The 24294-nt window shown below is 45.0% G+C and carries 26 protein-coding genes and 1 tRNA gene; 15 read left to right on the forward strand and 12 right to left on the reverse strand.

Features of this window, described 5'->3' with window-relative positions; all coding sequences use genetic code 11:
* Positions 1 to 128 precede the first annotated feature (128 nt).
* Together JW727_00660 and JW727_00665 are read right to left on the reverse strand one after the other, a co-directional pair.
* Positions 129 to 1208: an AAA family ATPase gene (locus JW727_00660; GenBank protein ID MBN2094536.1), complete on the reverse strand. Its 1080-nt coding sequence runs from the start codon at positions 1206 to 1208 to the stop codon at positions 129 to 131.
* A 1036-nt stretch (positions 1209 to 2244) separates the two neighbouring features.
* A complete protein-coding gene (locus JW727_00665; protein ID MBN2094537.1) occupies positions 2245 to 2538 on the reverse strand; it encodes a hypothetical protein in 294 nt (97 codons plus the stop codon).
* A gap of 221 nt (positions 2539 to 2759) precedes the next feature.
* On the opposite strand from JW727_00665, the gene JW727_00670 reads away from it, so the two are divergent.
* From JW727_00670 to JW727_00685, 4 genes are all read left to right on the forward strand, one after another.
* Entirely contained in the window at positions 2760 to 3071 is a 312-nt protein-coding gene (locus JW727_00670; protein MBN2094538.1) for a hypothetical protein, read from the forward strand.
* Between the two features lie 43 nt (positions 3072 to 3114).
* A complete protein-coding gene (locus JW727_00675; protein MBN2094539.1) occupies positions 3115 to 3579 on the forward strand; it encodes a hypothetical protein in 465 nt (154 codons plus the stop codon).
* A gap of 127 nt (positions 3580 to 3706) precedes the next feature.
* Positions 3707 to 5416, forward strand: coding sequence for a translation initiation factor IF-2 (infB, locus tag JW727_00680; GenBank protein ID MBN2094540.1), 1710 nt, complete (start codon positions 3707 to 3709; stop codon positions 5414 to 5416).
* A 55-nt stretch (positions 5417 to 5471) separates the two neighbouring features.
* Positions 5472 to 7133: a glutamate--tRNA ligase gene (locus JW727_00685; protein MBN2094541.1), complete on the forward strand. Its 1662-nt coding sequence runs from the start codon at positions 5472 to 5474 to the stop codon at positions 7131 to 7133.
* An 8-nt stretch (positions 7134 to 7141) separates the two neighbouring features.
* Here the strand turns inward: JW727_00685 and JW727_00690 are convergent, their stop codons facing one another.
* Positions 7142 to 7828: a hypothetical protein gene (locus JW727_00690; GenBank protein MBN2094542.1), complete on the reverse strand. Its 687-nt coding sequence runs from the start codon at positions 7826 to 7828 to the stop codon at positions 7142 to 7144.
* 18 nt (positions 7829 to 7846) lie between these two features.
* Positions 7847 to 8506 (reverse strand): endonuclease III, encoded by a 660-nt coding sequence (locus tag JW727_00695; protein MBN2094543.1) that lies wholly within the window; start codon positions 8504 to 8506, stop codon positions 7847 to 7849.
* 72 nt (positions 8507 to 8578) lie between these two features.
* On the opposite strand from JW727_00695, the gene JW727_00700 reads away from it, so the two are divergent.
* The 6 genes from JW727_00700 (at position 8579) to JW727_00725 (ending at position 13854) form a co-directional block, all read left to right on the forward strand.
* Positions 8579 to 9790 carry a COG1361 S-layer family protein gene (locus JW727_00700; GenBank protein ID MBN2094544.1) on the forward strand — a complete coding sequence of 404 codons (1212 nt, stop codon included), beginning with the start codon at positions 8579 to 8581 and terminating at the stop codon, positions 9788 to 9790.
* Positions 9768 to 10313 carry a PadR family transcriptional regulator gene (locus tag JW727_00705; protein ID MBN2094545.1) on the forward strand — a complete coding sequence of 182 codons (546 nt, stop codon included), beginning with the start codon at positions 9768 to 9770 and terminating at the stop codon, positions 10311 to 10313. Before JW727_00700 ends, JW727_00705 begins: the two co-directional genes overlap by 23 nt.
* Complete coding sequence (locus JW727_00710) at positions 10310 to 11458, forward strand: MMPL family transporter (protein ID MBN2094546.1); 1149 nt, start codon at positions 10310 to 10312, stop codon at positions 11456 to 11458. Before JW727_00705 ends, JW727_00710 begins: the two co-directional genes overlap by 4 nt.
* Positions 11455 to 12627: an MMPL family transporter gene (locus tag JW727_00715; protein MBN2094547.1), complete on the forward strand. Its 1173-nt coding sequence runs from the start codon at positions 11455 to 11457 to the stop codon at positions 12625 to 12627. Before JW727_00710 ends, JW727_00715 begins: the two co-directional genes overlap by 4 nt.
* 53 nt (positions 12628 to 12680) lie before the next feature.
* Positions 12681 to 12881 carry a DUF378 domain-containing protein gene (locus tag JW727_00720; protein ID MBN2094548.1) on the forward strand — a complete coding sequence of 67 codons (201 nt, stop codon included), beginning with the start codon at positions 12681 to 12683 and terminating at the stop codon, positions 12879 to 12881.
* A 109-nt stretch (positions 12882 to 12990) separates the two neighbouring features.
* Entirely contained in the window at positions 12991 to 13854 is an 864-nt protein-coding gene (locus JW727_00725; GenBank protein MBN2094549.1) for a metallophosphoesterase, read from the forward strand.
* 11 nt (positions 13855 to 13865) lie between these two features.
* Here JW727_00725 and JW727_00730 read toward each other — a convergent pair whose 3' ends face one another.
* From JW727_00730 to JW727_00745, 4 genes are all read right to left on the reverse strand, one after another.
* Complete coding sequence (locus JW727_00730) at positions 13866 to 14366, reverse strand: NUDIX domain-containing protein (GenBank protein MBN2094550.1); 501 nt, start codon at positions 14364 to 14366, stop codon at positions 13866 to 13868.
* 20 nt (positions 14367 to 14386) lie between these two features.
* Positions 14387 to 15250 (reverse strand): EamA family transporter, encoded by an 864-nt coding sequence (locus JW727_00735; GenBank protein ID MBN2094551.1) that lies wholly within the window; start codon positions 15248 to 15250, stop codon positions 14387 to 14389.
* Between the two features lie 90 nt (positions 15251 to 15340).
* Positions 15341 to 16087: a hypothetical protein gene (locus tag JW727_00740; GenBank protein ID MBN2094552.1), complete on the reverse strand. Its 747-nt coding sequence runs from the start codon at positions 16085 to 16087 to the stop codon at positions 15341 to 15343.
* A 31-nt stretch (positions 16088 to 16118) separates the two neighbouring features.
* Positions 16119 to 16787 (reverse strand): ribonuclease HII, encoded by a 669-nt coding sequence (locus JW727_00745; protein ID MBN2094553.1) that lies wholly within the window; start codon positions 16785 to 16787, stop codon positions 16119 to 16121.
* 74 nt (positions 16788 to 16861) lie between these two features.
* Here JW727_00745 and JW727_00750 point away from each other — a divergent pair.
* Positions 16862 to 17053 (forward strand) — tRNA-Met (locus tag JW727_00750).
* 4 nt (positions 17054 to 17057) lie between these two features.
* Here the strand turns inward: JW727_00750 and JW727_00755 are convergent.
* The gene (locus JW727_00755; protein ID MBN2094554.1) at positions 17058 to 17525 is read right to left on the reverse strand and encodes a GNAT family N-acetyltransferase; all 468 of its coding nucleotides are present in this window, start codon (positions 17523 to 17525) and stop codon (positions 17058 to 17060) included.
* A 62-nt stretch (positions 17526 to 17587) separates the two neighbouring features.
* Positions 17588 to 18472, reverse strand: coding sequence for a YkgJ family cysteine cluster protein (locus JW727_00760; protein ID MBN2094555.1), 885 nt, complete (start codon positions 18470 to 18472; stop codon positions 17588 to 17590).
* A gap of 58 nt (positions 18473 to 18530) precedes the next feature.
* Between JW727_00760 and JW727_00765 the strand changes: the two genes are divergently transcribed.
* Both JW727_00765 and JW727_00770 read left to right on the forward strand, forming a co-directional pair.
* Positions 18531 to 19571 (forward strand): mechanosensitive ion channel, encoded by a 1041-nt coding sequence (locus JW727_00765; protein MBN2094556.1) that lies wholly within the window; start codon positions 18531 to 18533, stop codon positions 19569 to 19571.
* A gap of 59 nt (positions 19572 to 19630) precedes the next feature.
* Positions 19631 to 19801, forward strand: a complete 171-nt coding sequence (locus JW727_00770) for a hypothetical protein (GenBank protein ID MBN2094557.1) — start codon at positions 19631 to 19633, stop codon at positions 19799 to 19801.
* Between the two features lie 231 nt (positions 19802 to 20032).
* Here the strand turns inward: JW727_00770 and JW727_00775 are convergent, their stop codons facing one another.
* Together JW727_00775 and JW727_00780 are read right to left on the reverse strand one after the other, a co-directional pair.
* Positions 20033 to 20326, reverse strand: a complete 294-nt coding sequence (locus tag JW727_00775; GenBank protein ID MBN2094558.1) for an STAS-like domain-containing protein — start codon at positions 20324 to 20326, stop codon at positions 20033 to 20035.
* Positions 20323 to 21147 carry a sensor histidine kinase gene (locus tag JW727_00780; GenBank protein ID MBN2094559.1) on the reverse strand — a complete coding sequence of 275 codons (825 nt, stop codon included), beginning with the start codon at positions 21145 to 21147 and terminating at the stop codon, positions 20323 to 20325. The genes JW727_00775 and JW727_00780 overlap by 4 nt, the downstream gene beginning before the upstream one ends.
* A gap of 283 nt (positions 21148 to 21430) precedes the next feature.
* On the opposite strand from JW727_00780, the gene JW727_00785 reads away from it, so the two are divergent.
* Complete coding sequence (locus JW727_00785) at positions 21431 to 22588, forward strand: DNA primase (protein ID MBN2094560.1); 1158 nt, start codon at positions 21431 to 21433, stop codon at positions 22586 to 22588.
* A 73-nt stretch (positions 22589 to 22661) separates the two neighbouring features.
* Positions 22662 to 24294 (forward strand): S8 family serine peptidase (locus JW727_00790; protein MBN2094561.1); only part of this gene is annotated, 1633 nt, incomplete at its 3' end.

Consider the following 24294-nt stretch of genomic DNA (forward strand, 5'->3'; position numbering starts at 1 on the left):
AGTAATAACATATAATAACCTTAAAAAATAATACTTGTTGTTGAAAAAATACCTTTTTTAATAATTTCCGGTGCTTTTTTAAGCAGATTGAAGTGTTCCACAGGAAATGATGGGGTGAAGCCCCAAAATTATGCCTTTACAAGTTTGGTTCTGGTTTGCGGGCCGAGAAGATATGCGTATGCCTTTCCGTTTTTGCTTCTTTCTATATATCCTTCTTCAAGCATTCTTTTGAGAAGATTATTTACAGCACGAAGAGCGTGTTTTTCCGAAGGATAATCATTTATTTTCTTTGCAAGGTCTGTCGGTGTTTGCGGTTCTTCTTCAAGCAAAAGGTCTATTATTTTTTTCTGTTTTTCGGGAAGATCCTTTAATTTGTTCGCGTCATAATTTCCTATTATTTTTCCTGATTTGGATTCGCCAAGCAGGTTTTCATTTATTTCGTCTGCGTTTTTCTCTGCAGCGAGGTTAAACATGTGGTTGCATAAAGTAAGGACATCTCTGGGAAAGCCACCTGTTCTCTGGTATATGAAATCTATGGATTTTGGAGTAAATGGGCGAATTTCTTTTCCTCCCGCGTATTCTATCCTCTTTCTTATAAGCTCTTCAGTTTCGTCTCTTGACAGGGCAGACAGTTCTATTTTTTCGCTTACCCTCTTTTTTAAGGTTTCCAGGTTTTTTGTAAGGATATCATCAAATATTGGAAGGCCGGATAGCACAAAGGTTATATTTTGAGTCTGGTCGGAAATTACCCTTAGCCACTCGAGAACTTCAATGCTTGCCTCGTGGGCTTCGTCTATAAATATTACCTTGTGTTCATTTGTAATTTTGTTAAGGTAATCTGAAATGTGGTGGACCTCTTTGGGCTTTTTTAGAAACAAACGAGTTATGAATGGAACGTCTTTGTGGAAATAATCTGCAAGTTTTATCAGCTCTTCGGTCTTTCTGGGCGGCTTTCCAACAAATATATAATTTTTTTGGCTATCACAAAGGTGGTTTATCAGGGTTGTCTTTCCACTGCCAGTGGGACCCATGAGAAGCAGCAATTTCTGGCGCTGTTCGATGTTTCTTAAAAGAGTTGCGACCTGGTTTTTATAGCCCACCCTGAGGGAAGGAATTATCTCAAGAGTGAAGGGGGTTCTTTGCAACTCATGCTTTTTTAGCCATTCCCTATATTTGCCAATTTCATCTTCTCTTTCCATTTTGTTCATGTTAAGTTCACGCTTTATTCTCAGGTTCACGTGAACACTCTATAACCATAATTTAGGATGCGGGTATATAAATATAGATTTGCGTGAAATTAATTTCTTCATATTGTTTCACGCGCCATCTTTTTTGAGAAGAATTGGGGGCGGCGGCGAAGCAACGTATTGTTTATGAAGGTTTGGATTAATTCACGTGAACTTCACACATCTTTAAAAGGTTCACCTTAAGAATGGAAGCTTGTGGATTGTTCCTCTCAGACTGCGCAATGATGGAGGGCTTTTTCACGTGAAATTCATACACAAGCCCATATTAGTGGAATGTGCCTGGAGACATATGTATGGGGGAGCATATAGTTTTATTGTCATATTCACGTGAACTTCATGCTATTATGTGAACTATGTGTGAACATCTAACTCTTTTTAGGGAGGGGTCTATTTTTTGTGAGAGTGTTTGTGGTGGCTTTGGGGACGGTCCGATCTCTATAACTGTTGCCTTTTATAAGTTCACGTGAATATACTGTCCATATGCAGCCCGTATTTTTTCATTAATAGCATATTCACGTGAATTTCGTACCAAATTAAGGTTTTCTGCCCTAACAGTTTCTGTGTCAAATCATCCTTGGGGGGTTTGTCCATGAAAAAGAATTGTTCACGTGAACTTCATATTATTTGGCGATAAATTGGATTAATTTAATCTTTATACCCCGATGCTCGCATTAGTTGAGCATTTCGTTTATGGTTTGCCTGCTCTTTTTTGTATAAGGGAACCATATATTCACGTGAACTTCACGCGTCGACAGAAGGTTCCTGTGAGATTATTGTAGGTATTTAATCTAATCTCCAACCCCCAAGCTTATCTGCCCTTAACTTCACGTGAAGTTCACATGTGCAGAGATGTTCTTAAGGTGGTCAAGAAACCCCCCTTTAATTTGGCTTAGTTTTTAACCCTATATATAGAGGGGACCAGATTCACGTGAACTTCACAATCCCTGGAGGGGCTTGTTCACGTGAAGTTCACGCAGCAAACTAGAAGCGGTTGTTTTTAAATATTCTTTGAAATCTCAAGGAATTTCCTCAATCTCTCAAGGCCGCCTTCACGTATAATATCTACGACCTTTGGCTTGAGCCGTATTATCCTTAGCCCAAAATGGTTTCCTTTACCATCCTTTATTCCAAGATTATCCACTATATCGGAAAGGTCGCGCTCAAGGTAACGGTGAAGCGTTGCCGGAGGCACCTTTGTTATTTTAGAAAGGTTTCTAAGCCAGATTCCTTCCGGCTGGGCTGCCAGAACCTTAATAATATTGTCCATTCTTGCCTGCTTGCTCGCCCCCATATATTATATCTAGGGCTATTTATTAAAAATGGAACAGTGTTCCATGCGGATTCTGTCTCAGTTTTTGCCCTCACTAGGGCAGGAACAGACCCTCTTTTTAAGGCATAATCGCCAGATACCGACAAAAAATGGCAACTCTCACACCCGCAGTTAGTGAATATTACACAGTTATATCGGTAACCTCTCACACCCAAAGGTTATATTAGGCGTCACTTAATATTATGAAAGGAGCCCTGGACAAGGAATTTGCTGTAGGCCTGATAATTGTTTTTGGGGTGCTTGTGATTGCCTTGCTCTTCTATTTCAAGTTCATAAAGATTGGGGGCTTAGAAATAGGAAACACGCAGGATCTTAGCGCCGAATGCGCCCGGTGGGTTTCAACAAGCCCACCCTGCAAAGAAACAAACCCCATTGAAACATCGCTTGATTCTTATCCGGGGTTGAAAGCAGCATATATAGCAACAATGCCCCCACCGACAGACCTGAGAACAGCTCTTGATATGGCGAAAGCTTTCTGCTCCTGCCCTTGGTAAATATTGGCTTCTTTTTATTTCTGAAAGATTAGTTATGCAGAATATGATGGCCCCTAAGAATAGGAAGGAACTGGTGAGGAAAACCGCCATAGCTTTTGCGCTAATGGTGGGTCTTTTGTTTGTCCTTGAAATTATAGCAATACCTCTTTCTTATAGGGATTCCGGCTCAGAGAGTACAGCACAGGAAGATTTTAGTCAGAAGTTTGCCTCCAAGTGGATTTTTGAAAACCTGACAGAAGAAGAGAAAGGATATCTCATACAGAACCAGAAGACGGTTGCAACTTATTATTACACCACCTCTCCTGACTTTTTTGAGCTTGAGTCGCTTGTAAGCCAGTTCCAGGGACAGGTTATATTACAGAGGCAAAAATCCGACCGGCATGAAGTTGAGCTTGTCAGCAGGAGAGAAACTGTATTTGTTGATAATTTGACACAGGAAAAAATATTTGCCGGACTTTGCCAGGTCCTGATTCTTCCTCCACCAGATTGTTCTTCTATAGAATATTAGCTTATTTCTGGCAAGTTCACGTGAAGTTCACGCTCCACCCGACCAGTACACATTGGATAAAAAGGGCAAAATCGCCCTCCAGCCAAACTATTAGAAGACCTTAAGCGCTATATTTATGTAAGCTATTATGTTCAGGCAGCCCATAGTGACGGTTCTTGGCCATGTTGACCATGGAAAAACAACCCTTCTGGATTACATCAGAAACACGAGAGTTGCAAAAAAAGAAGTTGGGGGGATTACACAGGATATTGGGGCAACAAATCTTCCGATGAACCTTATTTTTGACCTTGCCAGCAGCTACCTTGAGCCAATCAAGAATAAGATAAATATTCCGGGGCTTCTGTTCATAGACACACCCGGCCACCTGGCGTTCACATCCATGAGGGAAAAGGGGGGTGCAATTGCGGACCTGGCAGTGCTTGTTATTGATATTAATGAAGGGCTAAAGCCGCAGACACTTGAAAGCCTGGATATACTGAGAAAATTCAAGACCCCCTTTGTAATAGCCCTGACTAAAATAGATAGGATTTCTGGGTGGAAAAATCTGGACAAGGACTTTATAAAAAATTACGAGATTCAGTCGGAATCAACAAAGCAGGAATTTGAAAACAAATTTTACACGCGCGTAAGCGAACTTTCAGAATTAGATTTCAATATAGAGCTATTCTACAAGATAAAAGATTTTACAAGGGAGATTGCAGCAGTTCCGTGTTCGGGTATGACTGGGGAAGGTGTGCTGAACCTTTTTGTTGTGCTTATCGGCCTCTCCCAGAAGTTTCTTTCCGAGGAGCTTAAGGTATCGGATAAGGGGCGGGGAGTTATTCTTGAGGTAAAAAAAGAGGATAAGATTGGAAGCAATATAGACGCCATACTTTATGATGGAACTCTCTCTGTTGGAGACAGAATTCTGGTGGAGGGGGTCGAGCCGTTTGAGGTAAAAGTAAGGGCACTTTTGAAGCCAGCATCAATTCAGGACATAAGGGTTGAGAAGAAATTCATCGGCGTCGAAACTATTGCTGCGTCCTCAGGGGTCAAGATTCTCGGAAAGAACGTGGAGCTTTCCGTTGCCGGCTCGAATTTTTTTGTGATTCGCGATGATGCCGAAAAGGCAAACCTTCTGGCGGAAATAAACACAAGCACAAAGTCAAGGGAGATTGAGGACAGCAAGAAGGGAATAATCCTTCGCGCCCAGACCCTTGGAAACCTTGAAGCTTTGCTCAATGTCTTTGAGAAGTTTCCGGTGCGCAGGGCAAAGGTTGGGCTTCCCACAAAAGAGGACCTGCTTCTTTTGGAAAATGCACCGCCTGAAGAAAAAGTGCTGGTGTGCTTTGGAGTGCAAAACCCACTTTCGGATATGGCCGAGGAAAAAGGTATTAGGGTTATAGAGGAAGGCATCATCTACAAGCTTTACGAGGAATTCATAAAATGGCAGGAGAACCTGGAAAAAGAGCTTGAAGCGCAAAAGGAGGCGCGCATTAAGAAGCTTGCAAAAGTCAGGTTTCTTCCAGACTTTGTGTTCCGCCAAAGCAACCCGGCGGTTATAGGGGTCGAGGTTATCGAAGGCGTGCTTAGGGATAAGACCCGCCTTATGGGGATTGACGGAAAAATCCTGGGCGAAGTAATACAGATGCAAAAGGAGGGCGAAGTAATTAAAACTCTTGAGAAGGAGGACCGCGCGGCGGTGTCAATAAGCGGGGTTACAGTTGGCAGGAATATCCGTGAAGGCGACACTATGTACACATTTGTAACCCGGGAAGACTACCGGGAGCTTAAGGGATACGAAAAGGCAAACCAGGACCTTCTTGAGGAGATAAGAAAGATACTGAATTATCGTTGACTACCCGATTTTGGCAAAATGTTCGTTATATAAATTTTTCCGACAATTTAAATTAATGGACGTCGATAAGTTGATTCTCAGAAGATATGCACTTTCAAATGCGATAAAATACCATGGGAAAGCCGACGCTGGGTCAGTTATAGGCAAGATTCTTATAGAAAAGCCAGAGCTAAAAAAAGACGCAAAAGAGCTTAAGGGGCTTATTGAGCAGATGGTTATTGAAATTAACAAAATGAAGCCAGAAGACCAGAAAAAAGAGCTTGAAGCCCTGGGCGGGGCAATAAAAGAGCAAAAGCAGAAGGAGAAGGAAATGATACCTCTCCTGAAGGTTAAGTATGACTTTGTGGTCAGGTTTGCGCCTAACCCCAATGGGCCTCTTCACCTGGGTAATGCCCGGCAGGCGGTTGTTAACTGGCTTTACAGAAATCTTTATAATGGCACTTTCCTATTGAGGTACGATGACACAGACCCAAAAAACAAGAAGCCCATGAAGGAAGCTTACAAGTGGATTTTGGAAGATTTGGAATGGCTGGGAGTAAAGCCGGATAAGGTTTATCACGCTTCAAAGCGGCTTGACACTTATTACGAACACTTTGAGAAACTGATTAAGATGGACAAGGCATATCTTTGCACCTGCGACAGGGAGGAATTCAAGAAGCTCCGGGAAAAGGGAATGCCCTGTCCTTGCAGGGACATGTCTTCGGCAACCCAGTTGAAGCGCTGGGAAAAGATGCTCAAACATGGATTCAAGGAGGGCGAGGTTGTTGCCCGAGTCAAGACCGACCTTCTGGACAAGAATGTTTCGGTAAGGGACTGGCCGGCTTTTAGGATAATAGACAACCCCGAGCACCCCCTTGTAAAAAACAAGTTTGTCTGGCCTCTGCTTGATTTTGCTTCTGCAGTTGACGACCACCTTCTTGGAGTCACCCATATCATAAGGGGAACGGACCTTGCGCTTTCAAGAAACAAACAGCTTTATGTTTACAATTACTTCAAATGGAAATACCCAATAATAAAGCTCCAGGGCCGATTCAGCGTTGCCGATACTGAGCTTTCGAAGTCAAAGGTTTCAGAAGGAATAAAGAACGGGACTTACAGCGGATGGGATGACGTGCGGCTTGCAACAGTAAGGGCTTTCAAACGGAAAGGTTACTTCCCAGAAGCTATCTCAAATATGATAAAGGAGATAGGCCCTAAAATTCGTGATGTTGAGGTGTCATGGGATTACATCAACAGCTTCAACAGAAAGCTTCTCGACCCTCTTGCAAACCGCTACTTCTTCGTCGAGGACCCGGTGGAGATAATGATTATGAACCCGCCTGCAGACAAGGAGACAAAGGTTCCTCTTCACCCGGATTATCCTGACCGGGGTGACCGGGCGCTCAAGGTTGGAAAATCGTTTTATATTTCAAAGGAGGACTTCCAAAAATACAATGGAAAGATTGTCCGGCTTATAGGGCTTTATAATATAAGGCTCGGAAAGCAGTCGCAGTTTCTTGGAAAGCAGGTTTTGCCATATCCAAAAATCCAGTGGGTTCCAAAGGACGCCATTTCAATGAAAGTGCTAAAGCCCGATAATACCCTTATGAAGGGGCTTGTCGAAAGGGAAATAACTAAAATCAAGCCGGGTGAGAGAGTCCAGTTGCAGAGGATTTGCTTTGTCTATCTTGATGTTGTAAAGCCAGATTATGTTTATGGCTACTACATCCATAATTAGGTTATTCTTTACTCGTCCCTTGAAACTGTTCCTTCTTCATATTCTGCTTTCAGTTTTTTGAAGGTTTCTTCAAGTTCTGCAGATTTGTTTACATAATAGACCCTGCCACCTACCTTTTTTATATAGGCCTCGAGTTCATAATCGAGCTTTCCTCTGGCAAAGGGCAGATAGATTATCGCGCTAAATGGGAGTGTTTTGCCGGCTCTTATGTGATTTCCAATATCCATGCTTTTTGGCTGGACGCCCGGCTTCTTTTTGGTCAAAAGCTTGTAGATATAAAAACCAAGAGCCAGTTCCCCGATTGCCCCGAGACTCTTTCCAAGAACCAGCACTACGTCTCCGGTTGCCGCCTTACTCACATCAAGCTTATACCAGTTTCCAGCATCTATTAATTCATCGAACAGGGGCACGCCGTCAACTACCTCATTCATGTACGGCTGGATGTGGCGTATTCCATATTCCACGTCCGACTTGGGCACCGTTCCGTATATCTTTACCCCTGATTTTTTGTCTTTAACCTGTTTTGCAACCTCAAGAGACACACCCTTGTCTGGCGTCAGGACGATGTCGCAGCCGCTGTTCGATAGGGCAGTGGCGATTTCAGAGAGGTGCTTTTCCAGTTCCTGCGGCTTCATCTTGAGGAGCTCCTCAAAGTGGTATTTCATGTCACCAGGGCCAATAAGCGAAATTCTCATAATCTTCTAGGCATAAATTTACCTGCTTTTCTTAACCCCTGCCCGGGAACAGTATTTTTCAACAGGGCACCTGCTGCAAAAGGGGGAAAGCGGCGTGCAGACATTCTGGCCGAACAGTACAAAAGGCACGTTTATCAGGTCCCAGTGGCTTTCGGGAATAAGCTTTCGAAGAGCCATCTCGGTTTCAAGAGGGATTTTTGTCTGGACTGCCCCAAGCCGGTTCATGATTCTGTGCACGTGGGTGTCAACCCCTATGCTTTTTTTCCCGAAAGCGGCGTTTACGACTATGTTTGCGGTTTTTCTTCCAATTCCCGGAAGTGTTACCAGGCCTTCTATGGTGTCCGGGACTTTTCCCTTGAAGTCCATGCGCACGCGGGCGGAGATTTCTTTCACTCTTTTTGCCTTTGTCTTGTAGAAGTTTACCGGGGTGATAAGCGCTTCGATTTCGGGCAGGCCCATTCTTTCGATTTCATCTGGTTGGGGGGCTCTTGAAAAAAGCCGCCTTGCAGCCGCCGCAGTAATTTCGTCTTTTGTGCGCGATGAAATCATTACTGTTATAAGTATCCTGAATGGGTCGGCGCGCCATTCTTTTGAAAGCTCTGCCACCGGAAGACTATATTTTTCCGTGTACTTGAAGAGTATTTCAATGACATTACATATTCTGCTTTTCCCGGCCATTCATATATATTTTTTAGTGCTACCTTAATATGTCAACCGATATATCGGAAAATGAAACACTCTCACTTTGGCATGGCGAAACTGATTTTTGTTATGTGCGCGCTATCAATGCCGCTTAATATCTCTCTTGCTGAAGGCCTGTTTATCGACTCGCCCAACCTGATGGTCAGGGAGTTGAAGTATGACCCATTTCCCATAGAGTCGGGCCAGTACGTAACGATTTGGATAAAGCTTGACAATTACGGCTCGGAAAAGGCAAAGAACGCAACGTGCGAACTTTTGCCAAGATACCCTTTTTCCCTTGACCCAGACGATGACGGCACAAGGAATATAGGAATTCTTAACGGTCTTGAATCGGCAATAATGGATTTCCGGCTTTATGTCGACTCGAAAGCCGTGGAGGGATACAGCGAACTTGACATTCGCTGCAGGTCTTCTGAAAAAGACCCCCTGGTTACCCGCACAATAGACCTTTATGTATCTTCTGATGCCCCAGAGTTTGCAATTGGCTCTATGGAGTCCGTCCCATCAAAACTGTTTTCCGACACGGAGGACAATGAGCTGCGGATAGCTGTTACAAATGTGGGGACTGGCAGCGCTGAGCTTGTCAGTGTAAAGCTGATTCTTCCAGAAGGCATAATCCCTTCGGAGAGTTATTCCAATGTCGCAAACCTTGGAATCCTGCCTTCGGGCTCGTCCTCTGAAGCCATGTTTCATATAGACCTTGGCAGGTCAGTTGAGCCAAAGACGCACAAGGCGACGCTTGAGATTTCCTACCGGGATGAAGGAAGCAGGAACTCAAGATACCGCACCCAGCTTCTTGAAGCAGACATCAATGTGCGGCCTTCTCCAATAATGGAAGTTCTTGAGATAAACACAACTCCTGCTGAGATTTCACAGGGCGACCCGGTGACTCTCAGGGTAAAGGTGTCTAACGAAGGATACGAGGAAGCAAAATCAGTGTCCCTGAGAGTTTACAAGCAAAACGACCAGCCCTTTGAGCTTGATGAAAAATATGATTTTATTGGAAATCTTGGGCCTGGCGAAAGCGGGGACGCCCTACTTAAGCTGACTGTGGACGAGGAAGCTGCGACAAAAACCCACCTGCTTGAAGGAGAGATAAGGTATGTTGTCGGAAGCGAAGTGTTCGTGGTCAATCGCCAGATTCCGGTGAGGGTAGATTCTGCCAAAGAGTCATCACAGAGCGGGCTTTTGGTAGGGGGGCTTTTGTTTCTTTTGCTTCTGGCGGCAGTGGTCTACTATGTCCGTGTCAAAAAAAGATAGGCGCTGGTCCACACTGGTGCCGCGCGGTTTTTTAAAAGCATGCCTCCTGGACCTGCTGAGCAAAGGTCCGCTCCACGGATATGCCCTGATGCATGAAATTCAAATTTCAACCGGATTTTGGAAGCCGTCTCCTGGAACGATTTATCCTCTCCTGAAGTCTCTTGAAAAAGAAGGATGCATTAGGTTCACATTGGACCCCTCTCGCAGGAAAACTTATCAGTTGACTTTGAAGGGCAAAAAACTTGCTAAAGACGCCGAAAACCTGAGGGCCGACATGAGAAAAAGAATGTCCCGGTATCTGATGAAGCTCCACCCGGAGTCTGAAACAGCTCTTTCAGATTTTTTTGGAAAGTCTACCCAGAACTGCCGACGCCGGGTTTTATATCCGGTTCATATAACCTTGTCTCTTCTTCTTGACCTGTCGGCATATCCCGAAAAAACTCCTGCTGCATGCCTCATAATGGACGAAGCAAACCAAAAACTGCAAAATCTTCTCTCTTCACACAGAGGTGGATCAAGATGAAATTTCTCGAAGCCCTTGCGGGGTACCAATGCAGAAAGCCGTATTTTTTTATAGGTGTAACTGTTCTGCTTTTGGTTATGCTTGGTGCGGGGATTGCAAATACCCGCCTTCAGACGGACCTTAGCAAGGAAATGCCTCAGGATATTCCTTCCAATAGGATGCAGAACCGTGTTTCTGAAATTTTTGGAGGCGAAGACACCCTTCTGGTGCTTGTCTACCTGGATCGGGAATGCAGTCTTGATGGTGCGCCTAAGGACATAAGAGACCCCAAGGTAATCAGGGTTCTAATGGACTCAGAAGAAGTAATTTCAAAAGAAAGTGGAGTTAGGTCTGTCCGTTCCGTGGGAGATGTTTTTGGAGCCATGGGGGGCGTGCCTTCGACAACTGAAGGTGTTCGGACCGTGCTTGAAAGCGTGCCTTCTTCAGGAAGATTTTTCAACCCAGATTATTCTGCAACTTTTATTTTGGTTTCTGCCACAGTCGGCTCCGGAGAGGAGAAGGTCAATAGTTTTGTCTCGAAAATAAATGAGGACCTTGAAAGCGTGCCAAGTCCTGCCTGCGTTCGTATGGTGGTTACAGGGAGCCCTCCGCTGCGCTCCATAATACTTGAAACTCTAAAAAGCGATCTTGTAGTCACCCTGGGGCTTGCTTCGGTTCTGATTTTCCTGCTGGTTTTTGCCATGAAACGCTCTCTTGAGTCAGCAGTATTGGTTGTGTCTCCCCTGGCAATCGGGCTTTTGTGGACGCTTGGAATAGCGGGCTGGCTTGGCTTGGCTTTTTCTATTGCAACCGCGGGCCTTGGCGCAATGATACTGGGGCTTGGAACCGAGTATGGAATATTTCTTCTGGAAAGGTATCGTGAGGAAAGGTTAAGGGGACTGGGAAGGGAGAAGTCAATGAAGATAGCTCTTCCTTCAGTTGGCTCGAGCATTATCGGCTCGGGCATGACGACCATTATTGGGTTTATGGCTCTTCTAATTGCCCCGATGCCGATGATTCAGAATCTTGGGAAAATGCTGGCCCTAGGAATTTTCTGCATACTTGTTGCGACTGTTTTTTCCGGACCTTCAATAATAATTGCCGTGGAGGATATTTCGGATAAGCTGAGGGGAAAGCTTGCAGGGCAGGGAGGTGAGGCAAAATGAAAACGCTTATTGAGTCATATGCAGACTTTGTGGTTTCAAGGCCTTTGGTTGTTTTAGTGATGTCCCTTTTGTTGACGGGTGTGTTCCTGGTTGGGATGTCTCGTGTATCGACTTCGCAGATGGACTACTCGAACCTGTTGCCTGACGATGTGGCGGAAGTCACTGCCCTTTCCCAGATTTCTGACGAGTTTGAAAGCTCGGGGCAGTCTCTCACGGTCGTGGTCGAAATTGACCCGAATTACAGCCCTTCAAGCGAGCCGCGTGACATAAGGTCACCTGAAGCGCTTGTTTACTTGGACACACTGGAAAAAAAACTTAGAATGTTGGGAGAGGCAACCTCTGTGTCTGGGCTTCCCGATATCTTCAGGTCCAAAAACAATGGAATCCTGCCAAAATCAAGGACTCAAATATTAGAGATAATGGCTCCTTATGAATCCCCTTCTTGCGCTCGGCTTGCAGATTCTTCTTTTGAAGACAGCCCCTTCGAGGATTATGTTTCAAAAGACTATGCATTAACGGTCATAAGGGTGGGCATCTATGACCTGAGCGAGGAAAAAGAGGCCGAGCTCATAACAGAAATCCGGGAGATTATTGCTGAAACGGAAAAGCCCGCCGGAATTAAAGTGGGGCTTACTGGGGAGGCAGTTGTTTCCGCAGATATCGACCAGCTTATAACCCCCACCATGGCACGGACTTCATCTCTGTCCCTCCTGGGAATCTTTGTGCTGGTGAGCCTGCTTTTTTTCTCTCTGCGCCTTGGCATCACATCTCTACTTGGAATAACCTTTGGAATTATCTGGGTCTACGGGCTTGTAGGTTTTCTTGGAATCAACCTGTCCTCTGCAACCTCAGGAAGCCTGTCTATGATAATGGGCGTTGGCATAGATTTTGGAATCCAGGTGGTAAACAGGTACACTCAGGAGGCAAAAAAGAAGTCCTCTGAAAAAGCAATGAAAAGGACGCTATGCAGTACAATCTTTCCGATGTCTGTAACCACCCTTGCCGCGCTGATTGGTTTTAGGGCAATGTCTATGGGGCAGCTTACTCTTCTTGCAGACCTCGGGAACATAATGTCTCTTGGTATACTAACCTGCTTTATCGCAGCAATCTCGGTAATTCCTTCAGTGCTGCTTTTGAGCCACAGAGTGAAAAATCATTTTGGAATTTGAATATCGTCAATTGACTAAAAATTTGGCTAATATATAGTGCGGCTTTTAAAATTATGGACAACAAGACTTTGTTGGACGTAATCGCCTTGATCCTTTTGGTCGTTGGCGGACTTAACTGGGGACTGTATGCGATAGGAATGAACCTTGTCGAGATGTTGTTTGGCACAACCATAATTGCCACAATCATCTATGTCTTGGTAGCCCTTTCAGCAGTATACGCGATAACGATAGTGATGGACAAGATGAAGAAATAGGGTCTTTTCATCTTTTGATTTTTATTTTTTATCTTATCAGCTTTTGCTTTCCTGTGGGGCTTTCTGATTTGAAAGAGAAGCCGAATAAGTTTTTCTCTGAAATATACTTATGGCAAAATTCCTGGTGATTGGAGACCTTCACGGGCAGATTCCGGATATTCACTTTAAGGATTTCGATGCGGTTCTTTTTACTGGGGACGTTTGTGATACCGGCTTTTTAAGAGACATTCAGTTCAGGCAGATTGCCTTAAAACAAAAAGAACCTTCGTACAAGATGAAGAATTGGTTTTCGATAACTGGAAAAGCCAAGGCAAAAAAACTTGTCAAGGAGTCCCTTAAGGGCGGGCGCAAGTCTCTTGAATCTCTCAATTCTCTTGGAGTTCCGGTATATCTGGTGCCTGGAAATGCAGACTGGACCAAGGAAAAATCAACATGGGATTTTTTGAAGAAAGACCATTTCGCTGGAATTATGAAGGGCCTGAAAAACATTAAGAATGTCCACAAGAAAATTTCTGATACTGGAGAATTTCAGGTTATTGGCTATGGCCTTTCCTTCGGGCCGGAGTTTCCCCAGCACAAGGAGGATCTCCGCTTTTTTGATGAAAAAAAACTTGTCGCTCGCAGGAAGACCTTTGATAAAACCTGCTCTCAAATGAGAGAGATATTTAAGCGTGCAGAAAGGCCGGTTATTTTTCTATCCCACAATGTTCCATTCAACACAAAGATTGACCGAATTCTTATGAAGGAATCCCCTCGTTACGGCTTTCACCAAGGCTCTCTTGTTACAAGAAGGATGGTTGATGAATTCCAGCCCCTGGCCTGCATCGGCGGCCACATGCACGAGCACTATGGAAAAATCCTGCTTGGGAAAACAATCTGTATTGCTGCCGGATATGGAAAGGACGCAAACACGCTTCTTGAAATTTGCAGCCGAACCGTAAAGGTAAAATTCCACAAAGAAAAAACCAAATAGCTTTCAGATTATTACAAGAAGTATTTCTCAAGAAGGTATTTCAGGTCGGGATTGAATTTCTCTCCCGACTCAATCATGCCTTTAATCTTTTCTGCCTCAAAAAAATCTATCTTCTGTACCTCCGGGTTTGTCTTAAATGGCCCGCAGCATTTTGCCCTGAACGCCACAATCCATTTGCTGAGACCGTCATCACTGGTGTAATAGTCCTTGCTGAAGAACTCCAGGCGGCTGGTCAGCCCAAGATCTTCCTGGAACTTTCTTACTGCTGCGTCTTCGTAATCTTCTCCAGCTTTCACTCTCCCCCCTGCAGAGCTTGACCAGTGCTCGGGGCAGAAATTGCATGCTTTGCTTCTTAGCTGCAGGGCTATCTTTCCAGTTTGGTCAAAAGCAATCACGTGCACCACGCGGTGTGTGTGAAAATTCCTGTAAATCTCACTTTTTGGCACAGTGTCAACAACTTTGTCGAGCATGTCTACGACATCGACAAGCTCTTCCTGAAACTTCTGTTTCATTAATGTTATCAGAATTTAATTTAAAAAAAGCTATGGTGGCCAGACAGTAGGAGAACACCTATAACTATTACTGCTGCGGAGACCACCTTTTTCAGGACTTCTGTTCTCTCTTCCCTGAATGCGGCAAATCCGCCAATAACTGCAACAAACGAGCCGAGCCGGATTATGGGAAATACAGTGCTTGCGTCCGCAAGAGTGTATGCCTTTAGAATAGAGTAATATGCGGTTGCCCCTAGTAAAATCGCTGCAAGAACATACTTGCCTTTTGATTTGATGAGTTTTTTGGTCTCATTTGTCCTGCCTCTTGAAGCAGTTGCCAGTATGAGCCCGGGAATGAGATACACAAAAAATCCGTACGTGCCCGGAGTAAAGTAGCCCAGGGCAATCTTGTCGATGATGGCAACGACAGACGCAAGAAATGCTGAGAGAATAGTGAGTTGTACTCCCCTGTCGGAGAGTTTTCCGAAAATTTTTCTTTTGTGGGTTGTAATGGCAATAAGCCCTGCAAATATAAGCAGTGTGCCAATAATCTTTTCCGTGCTCATGGCTTCCTTTAATAGAGCTACCGACAGGAGAAACACGAGTATAATTCTTGACTGGCTTATTGGCTCCTTTAGAGTTACCGGAGTATGCTTGTAGGCAGCAAATCCAGTCAGGGCAACAGCAACCCACAGAGCTGAAGATAACATTAGAAGAGCCCAGGCCGCCGGATCAGTTGGAACAAGAAAGTCGAAGTAAAGGAACGGGATAAATGCAAGTGCGGTCAGGAGGTTTTCAATAAGCGCGTAAGAGAATACACTCTCTGTCTTCATTACAGCCCGGTGGATTACGCTTTTTATCCCATCGGCAAGAGCAGCCGTTAACGCAAATACTAGCCACAGCATAAATTTCTTTGCAAATTTTTTCTTCTACCCCAAGAGAAATTCCTCCAGAGATGACTCAGGAAGAACAAAATAATAATCAAAAAAATGAAATTATTTCCAAAGCCAGCCCAAGAGTCCCTTGCTTTGCTTTTCTTCCTGTGCAAGCTGGTTTAAACGGATCTGCTCCTGCTCGAGGTTTTGCACCTGTTCTCTTAGAAGAAGCTTGATCTCCTCGTCACACTCGCAATCGGCAATAAGCCGGTTGAGCTCCTGGACTCTTTCCTGATTTTGGGTTGTTTCCTGCTCAAGCATTTGTGCAGCATTTTCATCTCCTCCGAAAAGGAATCGGCTAAAGTTGCTCCTGGTCTGTATCTTCTCTTCTGCCTGTATAGTCTTGTTTACAGAGTTGTTGAATTCCCTTGCGATCTGCGATATGTTCTGGCCAATGCCTCCATATTGATTTTCCATTCCAAGCAGAGCATGAACTGCAAGCTTAACCTGGTTTTGGTTCTTGAGCACATTCTTTTGCTGTTCTGTCAGGTTCTCCATTTCCCTTTCCATTTCGCGCTGCTTTTCCTCAAGCTGTGACCTTACTTCCCGGGCATTTTCTGCACCTTTCTGGTCTCCCTGTCCGTTAGGGGCAATTACCATTCCATTCCCTTTTTCATCTCCGGCATTGTTTTCCGTGCTTATTTCTTCTCTTAACTGGTCGTCTTCACCAAGGTTTTTCTGCTGGTTTTCGACCATTAATTCTTCCGGGTTTTCCGAAGGCCCGCTTCCTTGGGAATTGGTGCCTGCTCCAAGCACCATTGAAAGCATGAGCAGTGCTGCGAATATTCCAAAAATTTCCTGTCTCATAACTCTATAGCCCCGAATATATAATAAATGCCTAGTATTCGCCGAGGTTTTTTTGGTCCACTCTTTTTTTGCGCGCTTCCAGGATCCTTTCTGCAGTAGACCACTTCAGCCTCACAATTTCCGGGAACCTGCTCTCCTCAAGCTTTCCAAGGAAATTAACTGTCCTTGGGTCTGCAGGGTATCCCGATCCGAAGTCGCCGTAAGTTTTATGCAAGTCCTTGATTTTGCTGTCTCTTGTAACTTTCGCAAGGATGGATGCAGCGCCAACAACCGGGTGATTTTTGTCTGCCCGGTTCTCGGAAACAATTTTTGTTTCCTTGTCCTTTAAAAGAAATCTCAATTTCTGGGCGAACTTCTCAGTGTTTGCCTCAAAGGAGTCTATGACTACCCTTGGCTTTTTTTCCAAAAAATTATTCACGATTTTTGCAACTCGCGCAAGCTCTATCTGATTAAGGTTCAAGATTCCCATTTCCGAATTCAGTTGTTGGGTCGTAATTTCAGCGATAAAAAAGTCCTCGCAGACCTGTTTTATTTCTTCTGAAAGTTTCTCCCTTTGCCTTGGAGTGAGCTCCTTGGAATCCTTCACACCCAGGATTTTCAGTTTTTCTTCGTCTTCTTCTTTTACGAGGCATCCGCAGATAATCAGCGGGCCGATAACTGGCCCCTTTCCCGCTTCGTCTATTCCAAGAAGGTAAACCATTAATACTTTTGTAATCTTTCTGTATATTTGCGGGAAGCGTTTTCTTTAAGTTTGAATGTGCCCTATAATATTATAGCGGGGTAGAGCAGCTAGGAGTGCTCGTCGGGCCCATAATTCCCTTTCGCTATTGCGATTTGGGAAGGAGTCACCCGAAGGTCGGTGGTTCAAAGTCATCCCTTCTTTCTTGGAAGAAAGAAGGTCTGACAACCCCAAGAAAGAACGAATCTTTCGCAAAGGTTGTGATGGAGAAACTCCACCCCCCGCTAGATTTTAAAGTTTCAGCTCGAGCGTAATTGCCTGGTCGAGGAAGCCCACGCTTCTATAGAACTTCAGGGTTTTTGAGTTTCCAGCGGCAGTTGAAACTTTTACCGTCCGGGTCCTCTGCTTCTTGCACCAATTCAGGAATTCTTCGGCAAGTTTTGTCCCAACACCGTTTTTTCTGAAACCTTCAAGAACAAACATGTTTTCAAGCTCGGCTGTTTTGTTGGCCCGGCTTTTTTTGTCTGCAAAGCCGCCTGCAAGATACCCTACCACTTTGCCGCCCATAGTCGCCAAAAATATGCAGCCCTCATTAATATTTGAAAGGCGTTGCCTGAAGTATCGGTCTCCATCTTTACCGAAAGACCATTTGCTGTTTACCTGCCCCTCAAAATCCTGCATATGTTCTGCCAGCATGGAGTTTAACTCCTTAATCATTTCCAGATCCTGGGGGGTTGCTTTTCTGACATTTAACTCCATAACTAGAATTAGTTCACAGATACAATAATACCTGAGCAAGCACTAACCTGAAGACACAGCACCTAGTAGCGGAACTTGAAAATGCTGCCTAGATGCACGTATGCGTCAAGCATGTTTTCAAGGGTAACTTTGCTTTCGGCCAGGGCTTTACTCACCTCAGGCAGGAGTCCGAAAATTGCGGCTTGTTTTGAGAGGTCGTCCGAAACGGGGTTTACTTCCTGCCTGAGGGGCGTGAGGAATTTACGCACCGTTGCTTTGCTAAGGGTTACCTCTGCAATTTTCTGGTAATCTACAGATATTTTCTTGAACGGAAAAGCAAGCTCGATTTTTCCTGACTTAAGGAGGAACTGGGGAAGGTATACCTTGGGAGTGGCGCTTTCTCCGAACAGGTGTTTTGCAAGGAAAAGCCTTGCTTTCGGCCCCTGGCAAGGAGAACCTCTTTTGTCAGGCATTTCAAGAAATTCTTCAAGGTCTTGTCCGGAAAAAAGAGTTACGCCTCGGCTGCATTCTTCCAGGTGGCGCACAAAGCCAATCAGGAAATGATGGTAGTTTTCCGGATTCAGGCCTTTGTAGAGGCGATCGAGAACTTTTTGGGAAAGCGCGGCCTTTTTGTAAAAATATGTCCTGTCTGTTTTTAGAGGGGCTTTTTTTTCGCAGATTTCAAGCTTTCCGCAGGGGTAGCCCTTGATTGGAAACTTCCTGCACAACTCCGGCTTTTTTTCAAAGCCGTGCTTTATGTGAATGCTGCAAAGCCCCGACTCCAGGGAAAACGGGCATCCTTCAGTCGAGGTTTTGATGTAATTTTTTCCATTCAGTTTCCGGAGAAACATTTTTTGGTCATAGCCGAGGCCGGAAAGTACGGAGATATCAGCTTCAGTCAGTGCAATCCTCCAGTTTCTACTGCAGCACTGCCCGCACAGGTCACACGACCATGAAAAGCCCTTCATAATTATATGCTTTTTTGCGATAAGGGGGTATTCAAATAAGATTGCCTTCCCTTATGTTATGGCAATCGAACTACCCGCCCTGATAGCAAACGAATACCTGAGAGCCCTCTTTATCGTGATTGGCGCATACCTGTTTGCAAAAGTTTCTTACTTTGTCCTTAACCGGTATGTAAAGAAGATTACCGCAAAGACCAAGACTGACCTCGATGACAAGCTTCTGGACATATTCCAGAGGTATTTTACGCTTATTGTTACTGTCGCAGGGCTCTACTTTGCCTTAAACACGCTTTCGGCAACTGAGCCCTACCAGTCATATATAGACGGCGCGGCGGTGGTATTGGGCGTCTTTGTTGTCGCAACAATGGCATCAAAGATGTTTTCCGTGATTTTTATAAAATTCTTCAAGGTGCAAAGGGGCCATGAGAAGACGCCACGCCTCATAACCAAGATTATTGCAATCCTGGTGTATGTTATCGCATTCCTGATGGTTCTGTCCTACTTTGAAGTTGAAATTACTCCTCTTATCGCAACCCTTGGAATCGGTGGCCTGGCTTTGGGCCTTGCGCTCCAGCCGACATTATCTAACTTTTTTTCCGGCCTGTATCTTGTTTCCGACAGGCCCATAAGCGTCGGCGAATTCATAGAGCTTCCCGACTCAAACCTTTCAGGCGTAGTCGAGGATATCGGCTGGAGGACAACCCGGATAAAGACACTCTCAAACCAGATAGTTGTGGTGCCAAATGCGCTCATTTCCGAAAGCGTTATCATCAACGACACCCTTTCAGACCCGGAGATGTCGGTCAAGGTGCTTGTCGGGGTATCTTATGACTCGGACCTTGAGAAAGTCGAGAAAGTGACGCTTGACGTTGCAAGAAAAATCCTGAAGACCGTTCCCGGTGCCATAAAAGACTTCGAGCCAAAGGTTCGGTTCAAGACCTTTGGGGAGTCAAACATAGACTTTAATGTCATTTTAAGGGCAGAGAAGATGGACGACACTTACCTGATAACGCACGAGTTCATAAAGGCCCTCAAGAAGCGCTACGACAAGGAGAAGATTGAGATTTCCTGGCCGGTTGTGAAAGTGTACAAGGGGAAGTAGGGTTTGTAAGTGGATTGTAATGCACCGCTCTTTTTAGGTTATATCCCTAAGCCAACATTATGAAAACCGACCCGATTAGGAGGGCGCTGGAATTAAGAAAGACTCTTGTTCGAGAGGGGATTTTAGGAAAAGAGACCTTGCTTGCTGACCTGACAAACACTTTGCAGGGAAAAGACACCTCAAAAGTTGTAGATATGATGCCTAATGACCCCAAAAGTAGATTAGCTTAGTTCAATTGAGGTGGAACGATAATTACGACAAAGGCGTGAGGATAATTGACGGGTATCTGAGAGAGAATTATGGCGTTGGGTATAAGGATACTGTTAGGGCGGATGTGGAGTTGAGGGTGGCTTAACGAAACCTCGGTATAGTACAAGTTACTTCTTGAAACTGAATTGAGGGTTATTGTTATACTGGCTAGTAGAGGAGAGGTTTGGGCAGAAATTCGAGTGAGAACGGTCTCAATTGGTGTCTTGCATATACTCTATGACTATGTTAATTATTTTTTTGACTGTCGGATTACAATGTTGAAAGTATATTTTGTCTAAAACCCCCACCCCTTTTTTCCTAATTACATCACTTATCAGGGCGTGTATGAATGACTGGGTGGCGGATTCAATCCCTTCAAAATTGATTACTACTTCTTCACCAATATTCAACGCAGGAAGAAGTTCTCCGAGTCTTATATCTCGGGCAATATCTTTATTTTCTGCGAAACTCCCCCCAACTTTCTTGAAAATATCTATTTCTTTCATATGAATTTTGCACCCTTGTATTTTTGTTGAGTTCTTTCCTTCCTTCCTTTTCGGTATACTGTTCGGATTAAGTCTAGGAGCGAATTAAATTTTTCGTGACTGCCTAAGGAGATATCAATTCCAACAGCAGTCCCTTGCCAATGTGGTAAATTATTCCCCTTAGAATGGTTATCCTTAAACGGGTCTGAAGGGAGTCTTATTTCTTTGTGGAGGGGAGTTTTCAAAAGCTTATATAGACCGTTTCCGCTGTACATCATAAAAAAATCTCGGTTTACCTTTGCAATTGATTTTATAAAGAACAAGCCCGCACCTGCATTTTCGCCAGTTCCACCAATTTTTCTGGTTGTGCCGGTTATTCCAGGTTCCAACGCGAGTCTGATCGAGGAGAGATCATCTTCAGGATGGTAGCATCTAGTTAGTGATTCTTTTATACCTATACCTCGGTCAACAACACCAATTCGTATGATATTGCTGTCCTTATAATATTGGGCACAAACAATTGCTCCCACAGGAGACTTTGCATGTTCAAAAACATTTCTGACCAATTCACTTATCACATATTTTATTGACTCCACCTCTTCCGGCTTTTTATGTAGAAGTGGAATCATTTCAGTTATAAATCTATCCAGTTGTGGATTATCTTCAATCTTTTGTATAGGTATAAAGCGTCCGGAAGATTCATGTGTTTTTATATGCATCTCAGAGTCCAGCCCTAAAAGTTCAAATAAGCCCATTCTTTCAAAATAGTGTTTGGACCGGGCCTCCATTTTTTTAAAATTCAGTTCCGAGGGTCTGACTGAAAGTCCTAGTCCTGCAACCATACAGAGTACCACCGGATGTACTGATACCCAACTTTTATGAGAAGTTATCTCGAGAGTGGTTTTATCCGTGGTATTGAATGAACGAATAAAGGGATCAATATTCCCTATCCAAGCACTATTTGGAAGATTAATTTTCATATATAATATATACTCAAATACATATATATACTAAGAAAATGCCGGGATTCCCGGTAGTTTTTTAGCGGCTTTTTCTAAAAATCCCCCAAAATTATCCACAAATCACCGACAAAAGCCAATTTATGGTTTGCGGCATATAAATATAATGGGAAAAATAGCAGAAAACGCCAAATATCTGATGAAGTTTTCCCTGGAAGCTGACAGCCTTGTCGAAAGGCCTGATGTGATTGGTGCAATTTTTGGCCAGACAGAGGGGCTTTTGGGGCAGGGAATGGAACTAAAGGAGCTCCAGGAAAGCGGCAGGGTTGGGCGCATAGAAATAATATTCCAGGAAAGCAAAGACGGAAAAACACGCGCAGAGATAGTTATCCCTTCAAACCTTAGTATCAAGGAAACCGTCCTTTTGGCGGCTTCAGTTGAAACTGTGGACAAGGTTGGCTTTACGAGCGCAAAAATTCAGCTAAAAGACATAGAGGATGTTAGAAGCAGCAAGAGAAGTTACATTGAATCCAGGAGCAAGGAGCTTTTGAGCAGGGCCTACGGCCAGCTGGTCGACCCCAAGGAAGCTCTTGAAAAGCTGGACAAAGACGTCAAAATCGCCGAGGCAATCGAGTACAAAGGGCTTTGCGCAGGGCCGGAAATCCACAATTCGCGGGAAATCGTGATTGTAGAGGGCCGCGCAGATGTCATAAACCTGCTTAAATACGGCATACGAAACGCGATTGCAATAGACGGAAGCAAGGTCTCGGAGAACGTCTCTGATATCGTAAAAGACCGCATAACCACGGTCTTTCTTGACGGCGACAGGGGCGGAGACATGATTCTTAAGCGGCTAAAGCAGTTCTTAAAGGTGGATTACGTGGCAAGGGCCCCTGACGGCAAAGAAGTCGAGGAGCTCACGGGAAAAGAGATAAGGCAGGCATTGAAGACAAAGAAGCGGGAAGACAAGGCCCCCCCGCCCGAAATGGGCGGGGACAAGAAGGGCTTTTCCAAAAAGGCGGCACCAGAGCTCCCTGAAGACCTAAAGGCCCGCATAGGGCCCATTTTAAAGGACATGCTTGGCACTAAAGAAGTCAGGTTCCTTGACAGCTCGCTTGAGGAGGTCCACAGGGCCTCTTATGGGGAGCTTTCAAAGCTCCTGAAAGTCGTGGATTTCGACAACGTAGCCGTCGTCCTTATGGACGGAAAGTTCACAAAAGACCTGGCTGAAAGGTTTGAGAAAAAGAACATCCAGGCCGTCGCCTGCTTCGACAGGGAGAGGTTTAAGACCAAAATAAACGTTCTTTGCATTGACGAGTTTTGATTTCTTTTCATTTATTTTCATATTTTTTGAACACTTGCTGTGGAATTTATATCATTCCCTTCCTATATTATAGATGGATAAGGCCAGTAAGCTCTTGGCGGCAATCCTCATGATATCTATTCTAAGCCCCGCATTCGCTGCGGAATATATTATAGAGCCGCCCCAAATCCCTCCTGAGAGGCAGTTGCAGGCGTTTTCTGAAAGCTCCTCGCCTGAGCCGCTAAAGCCGGGCCTGAGGCGCATCTACGGAACCGATTCCCTTGCCGGCTCCCTGACTGAAGAGGAGGCAGCAGAATTGGAGGCGCAGGGCTACACATTATACGAAAACTTCAGGGTTTACGGCTTTCTTGATGAGTCCGCTGCGATTATTAATGCGACCGAAGTATGGGCCGTTCAGGTGGGTGGAATAAACCTCACCGGCGCAGGGCAGACGATTTGCGTCATAGACTCGGGGATAAATTACACCCACAGCGCCTTTGGAGGCAGCTGGGGCAGTGTAGTGCTAGGGGGGGCGGCTTTCCTGAATGACTCTGGCTACGTCGCAGAGTGCAATGAGACCAATTCCACACCGTGCTTTGACAATAACGGCCATGGCACAAAGCTTGCAGGGATACTGGTTTCTCAAGACGCAACCTATAGGGGCATTGCCCCCGATGCAAAACTGGTTGTCGTAAAGGCCCTTGAAGGGGAGTACAACAGCATCTCCAGCGGGTACGAGAGCGATATTGCCAGCGGCGTAAACTACTGCACTGAGCACAGCGCGGAATATAATATATCGGTAATTTCCCTGAGTCTCGGCTCGACCGGCAAGAGCAGCTATTACTGCGATAATGAGCCCTGGGTCTGGCCCGGGCTTAGGGATGCAATAGACAATGCTACTGCACATGGCATAATGGTGGTTGCAGCTGCCGGAAACAATTATTCTACGACCAACCTTTCGGCTCCGGCTTGCTTTTACAATGCAACGCCCGTTGGCGCAGTTGACAAGCTTGACGCAATACCGGCATTTAGCAACCGCTGGGAACTGCCTCTTGTTTTCGCTCCAGGGCAGAATATAATGACCTCCTACTGGCCGGGCGGCTTTGCTTATGCCTCTGGAACCTCTATGGCGGCGCCTCACTTAAGTGGGGTTTTCGCCCTAATGAAGCAGTACCTGTCCCTTGTCGGAGGAAACCTCACACCTCAGGAGCTTGAAACAAGGGCAATCTACACGGGAACAAATGTTACCTCGAACGCCAATATGTCCCGCATAAATGCCTATGAGCTTTACCTGAACCTCTCGGAATACCTTTTTGTCGTAGTGTCTGCCCCACTAAACCACTCAATTCAGAACTCCTCCGTTCTTTCGGTAAGCGGGTCATCGAGCCGCTCCGGCACTAATGTATCGGTATATTATACTAACGGCACGCTTGCAGATTCCACAAACCTCAGCGGACTGTACTGGTCTGCCAACTTCACGCTTTCGGACGGCGCATATAATATTGTCGCGCTCATCTCGAACGGAACCAACTCTGAAAATGTTACTGTTTCCAACATCACCCTGGACACTGTGCCGCCACAGGTGGAAATTGTTTCCCCTCTTCCTTCAGTTTACCTTCCTTCGAAAACAGTTTTAATAAACCTCACGGCAAACGACACAAACCTCAACTACACGAATATCTCCATCTACAACTCAACTGGAGGGCTTGTGAACTCCACAACGAAAA

It is taken from the genome of Candidatus Aenigmatarchaeota archaeon (assembly GCA_016932615.1).
Lineage (GTDB): Archaea > Aenigmatarchaeota > Aenigmatarchaeia > QMZS01 > QMZS01 > JAFGCN01.

What these genes read in the sequence shown, in the direction of transcription:
- JW727_00720 (MBN2094548.1), top strand. Translation starts at nt 12,681, where the DNA reads ATGGACAACAAGACTTTGTTGGACGTAATCGCCTTGATCCTTTTGGTC.
- JW727_00770 (MBN2094557.1), top strand. Translation starts at nt 19,631, where the DNA reads ATGAAAACCGACCCGATTAGGAGGGCGCTGGAATTAAGAAAGACTCTT.
- JW727_00740 (MBN2094552.1), bottom strand. Translation starts at nt 16,087, where the DNA reads ATGAGACAGGAAATTTTTGGAATATTCGCAGCACTGCTCATGCTTTCA.
- JW727_00710 (MBN2094546.1), top strand. Translation starts at nt 10,310, where the DNA reads ATGAAATTTCTCGAAGCCCTTGCGGGGTACCAATGCAGAAAGCCGTAT.
- infB (MBN2094540.1), top strand. Translation starts at nt 3,707, where the DNA reads ATGTTCAGGCAGCCCATAGTGACGGTTCTTGGCCATGTTGACCATGGA.
- JW727_00745 (MBN2094553.1), bottom strand. Translation starts at nt 16,787, where the DNA reads ATGGTTTACCTTCTTGGAATAGACGAAGCGGGAAAGGGGCCAGTTATC.
- JW727_00785 (MBN2094560.1), top strand. Translation starts at nt 21,431, where the DNA reads ATGGGAAAAATAGCAGAAAACGCCAAATATCTGATGAAGTTTTCCCTG.
- JW727_00760 (MBN2094555.1), bottom strand. Translation starts at nt 18,472, where the DNA reads ATGAAGGGCTTTTCATGGTCGTGTGACCTGTGCGGGCAGTGCTGCAGT.
- JW727_00725 (MBN2094549.1), top strand. Translation starts at nt 12,991, where the DNA reads ATGGCAAAATTCCTGGTGATTGGAGACCTTCACGGGCAGATTCCGGAT.
- JW727_00780 (MBN2094559.1), bottom strand. Translation starts at nt 21,147, where the DNA reads ATGGTTGCAGGACTAGGACTTTCAGTCAGACCCTCGGAACTGAATTTT.
- JW727_00695 (MBN2094543.1), bottom strand. Translation starts at nt 8,506, where the DNA reads ATGGCCGGGAAAAGCAGAATATGTAATGTCATTGAAATACTCTTCAAG.
- JW727_00730 (MBN2094550.1), bottom strand. Translation starts at nt 14,366, where the DNA reads ATGAAACAGAAGTTTCAGGAAGAGCTTGTCGATGTCGTAGACATGCTC.
- JW727_00670 (MBN2094538.1), top strand. Translation starts at nt 2,760, where the DNA reads ATGAAAGGAGCCCTGGACAAGGAATTTGCTGTAGGCCTGATAATTGTT.
- JW727_00675 (MBN2094539.1), top strand. Translation starts at nt 3,115, where the DNA reads ATGATGGCCCCTAAGAATAGGAAGGAACTGGTGAGGAAAACCGCCATA.
- JW727_00665 (MBN2094537.1), bottom strand. Translation starts at nt 2,538, where the DNA reads ATGGGGGCGAGCAAGCAGGCAAGAATGGACAATATTATTAAGGTTCTG.
- JW727_00715 (MBN2094547.1), top strand. Translation starts at nt 11,455, where the DNA reads ATGAAAACGCTTATTGAGTCATATGCAGACTTTGTGGTTTCAAGGCCT.
- JW727_00735 (MBN2094551.1), bottom strand. Translation starts at nt 15,250, where the DNA reads ATGCTGTGGCTAGTATTTGCGTTAACGGCTGCTCTTGCCGATGGGATA.
- JW727_00690 (MBN2094542.1), bottom strand. Translation starts at nt 7,828, where the DNA reads ATGAGAATTTCGCTTATTGGCCCTGGTGACATGAAATACCACTTTGAG.
- JW727_00765 (MBN2094556.1), top strand. Translation starts at nt 18,531, where the DNA reads ATGGCAATCGAACTACCCGCCCTGATAGCAAACGAATACCTGAGAGCC.
- JW727_00700 (MBN2094544.1), top strand. Translation starts at nt 8,579, where the DNA reads ATGGCGAAACTGATTTTTGTTATGTGCGCGCTATCAATGCCGCTTAAT.
- JW727_00685 (MBN2094541.1), top strand. Translation starts at nt 5,472, where the DNA reads ATGGACGTCGATAAGTTGATTCTCAGAAGATATGCACTTTCAAATGCG.
- JW727_00755 (MBN2094554.1), bottom strand. Translation starts at nt 17,525, where the DNA reads ATGGAGTTAAATGTCAGAAAAGCAACCCCCCAGGATCTGGAAATGATT.
- JW727_00705 (MBN2094545.1), top strand. Translation starts at nt 9,768, where the DNA reads ATGTCCGTGTCAAAAAAAGATAGGCGCTGGTCCACACTGGTGCCGCGC.
- JW727_00660 (MBN2094536.1), bottom strand. Translation starts at nt 1,208, where the DNA reads ATGAACAAAATGGAAAGAGAAGATGAAATTGGCAAATATAGGGAATGG.
- JW727_00775 (MBN2094558.1), bottom strand. Translation starts at nt 20,326, where the DNA reads ATGAAAGAAATAGATATTTTCAAGAAAGTTGGGGGGAGTTTCGCAGAA.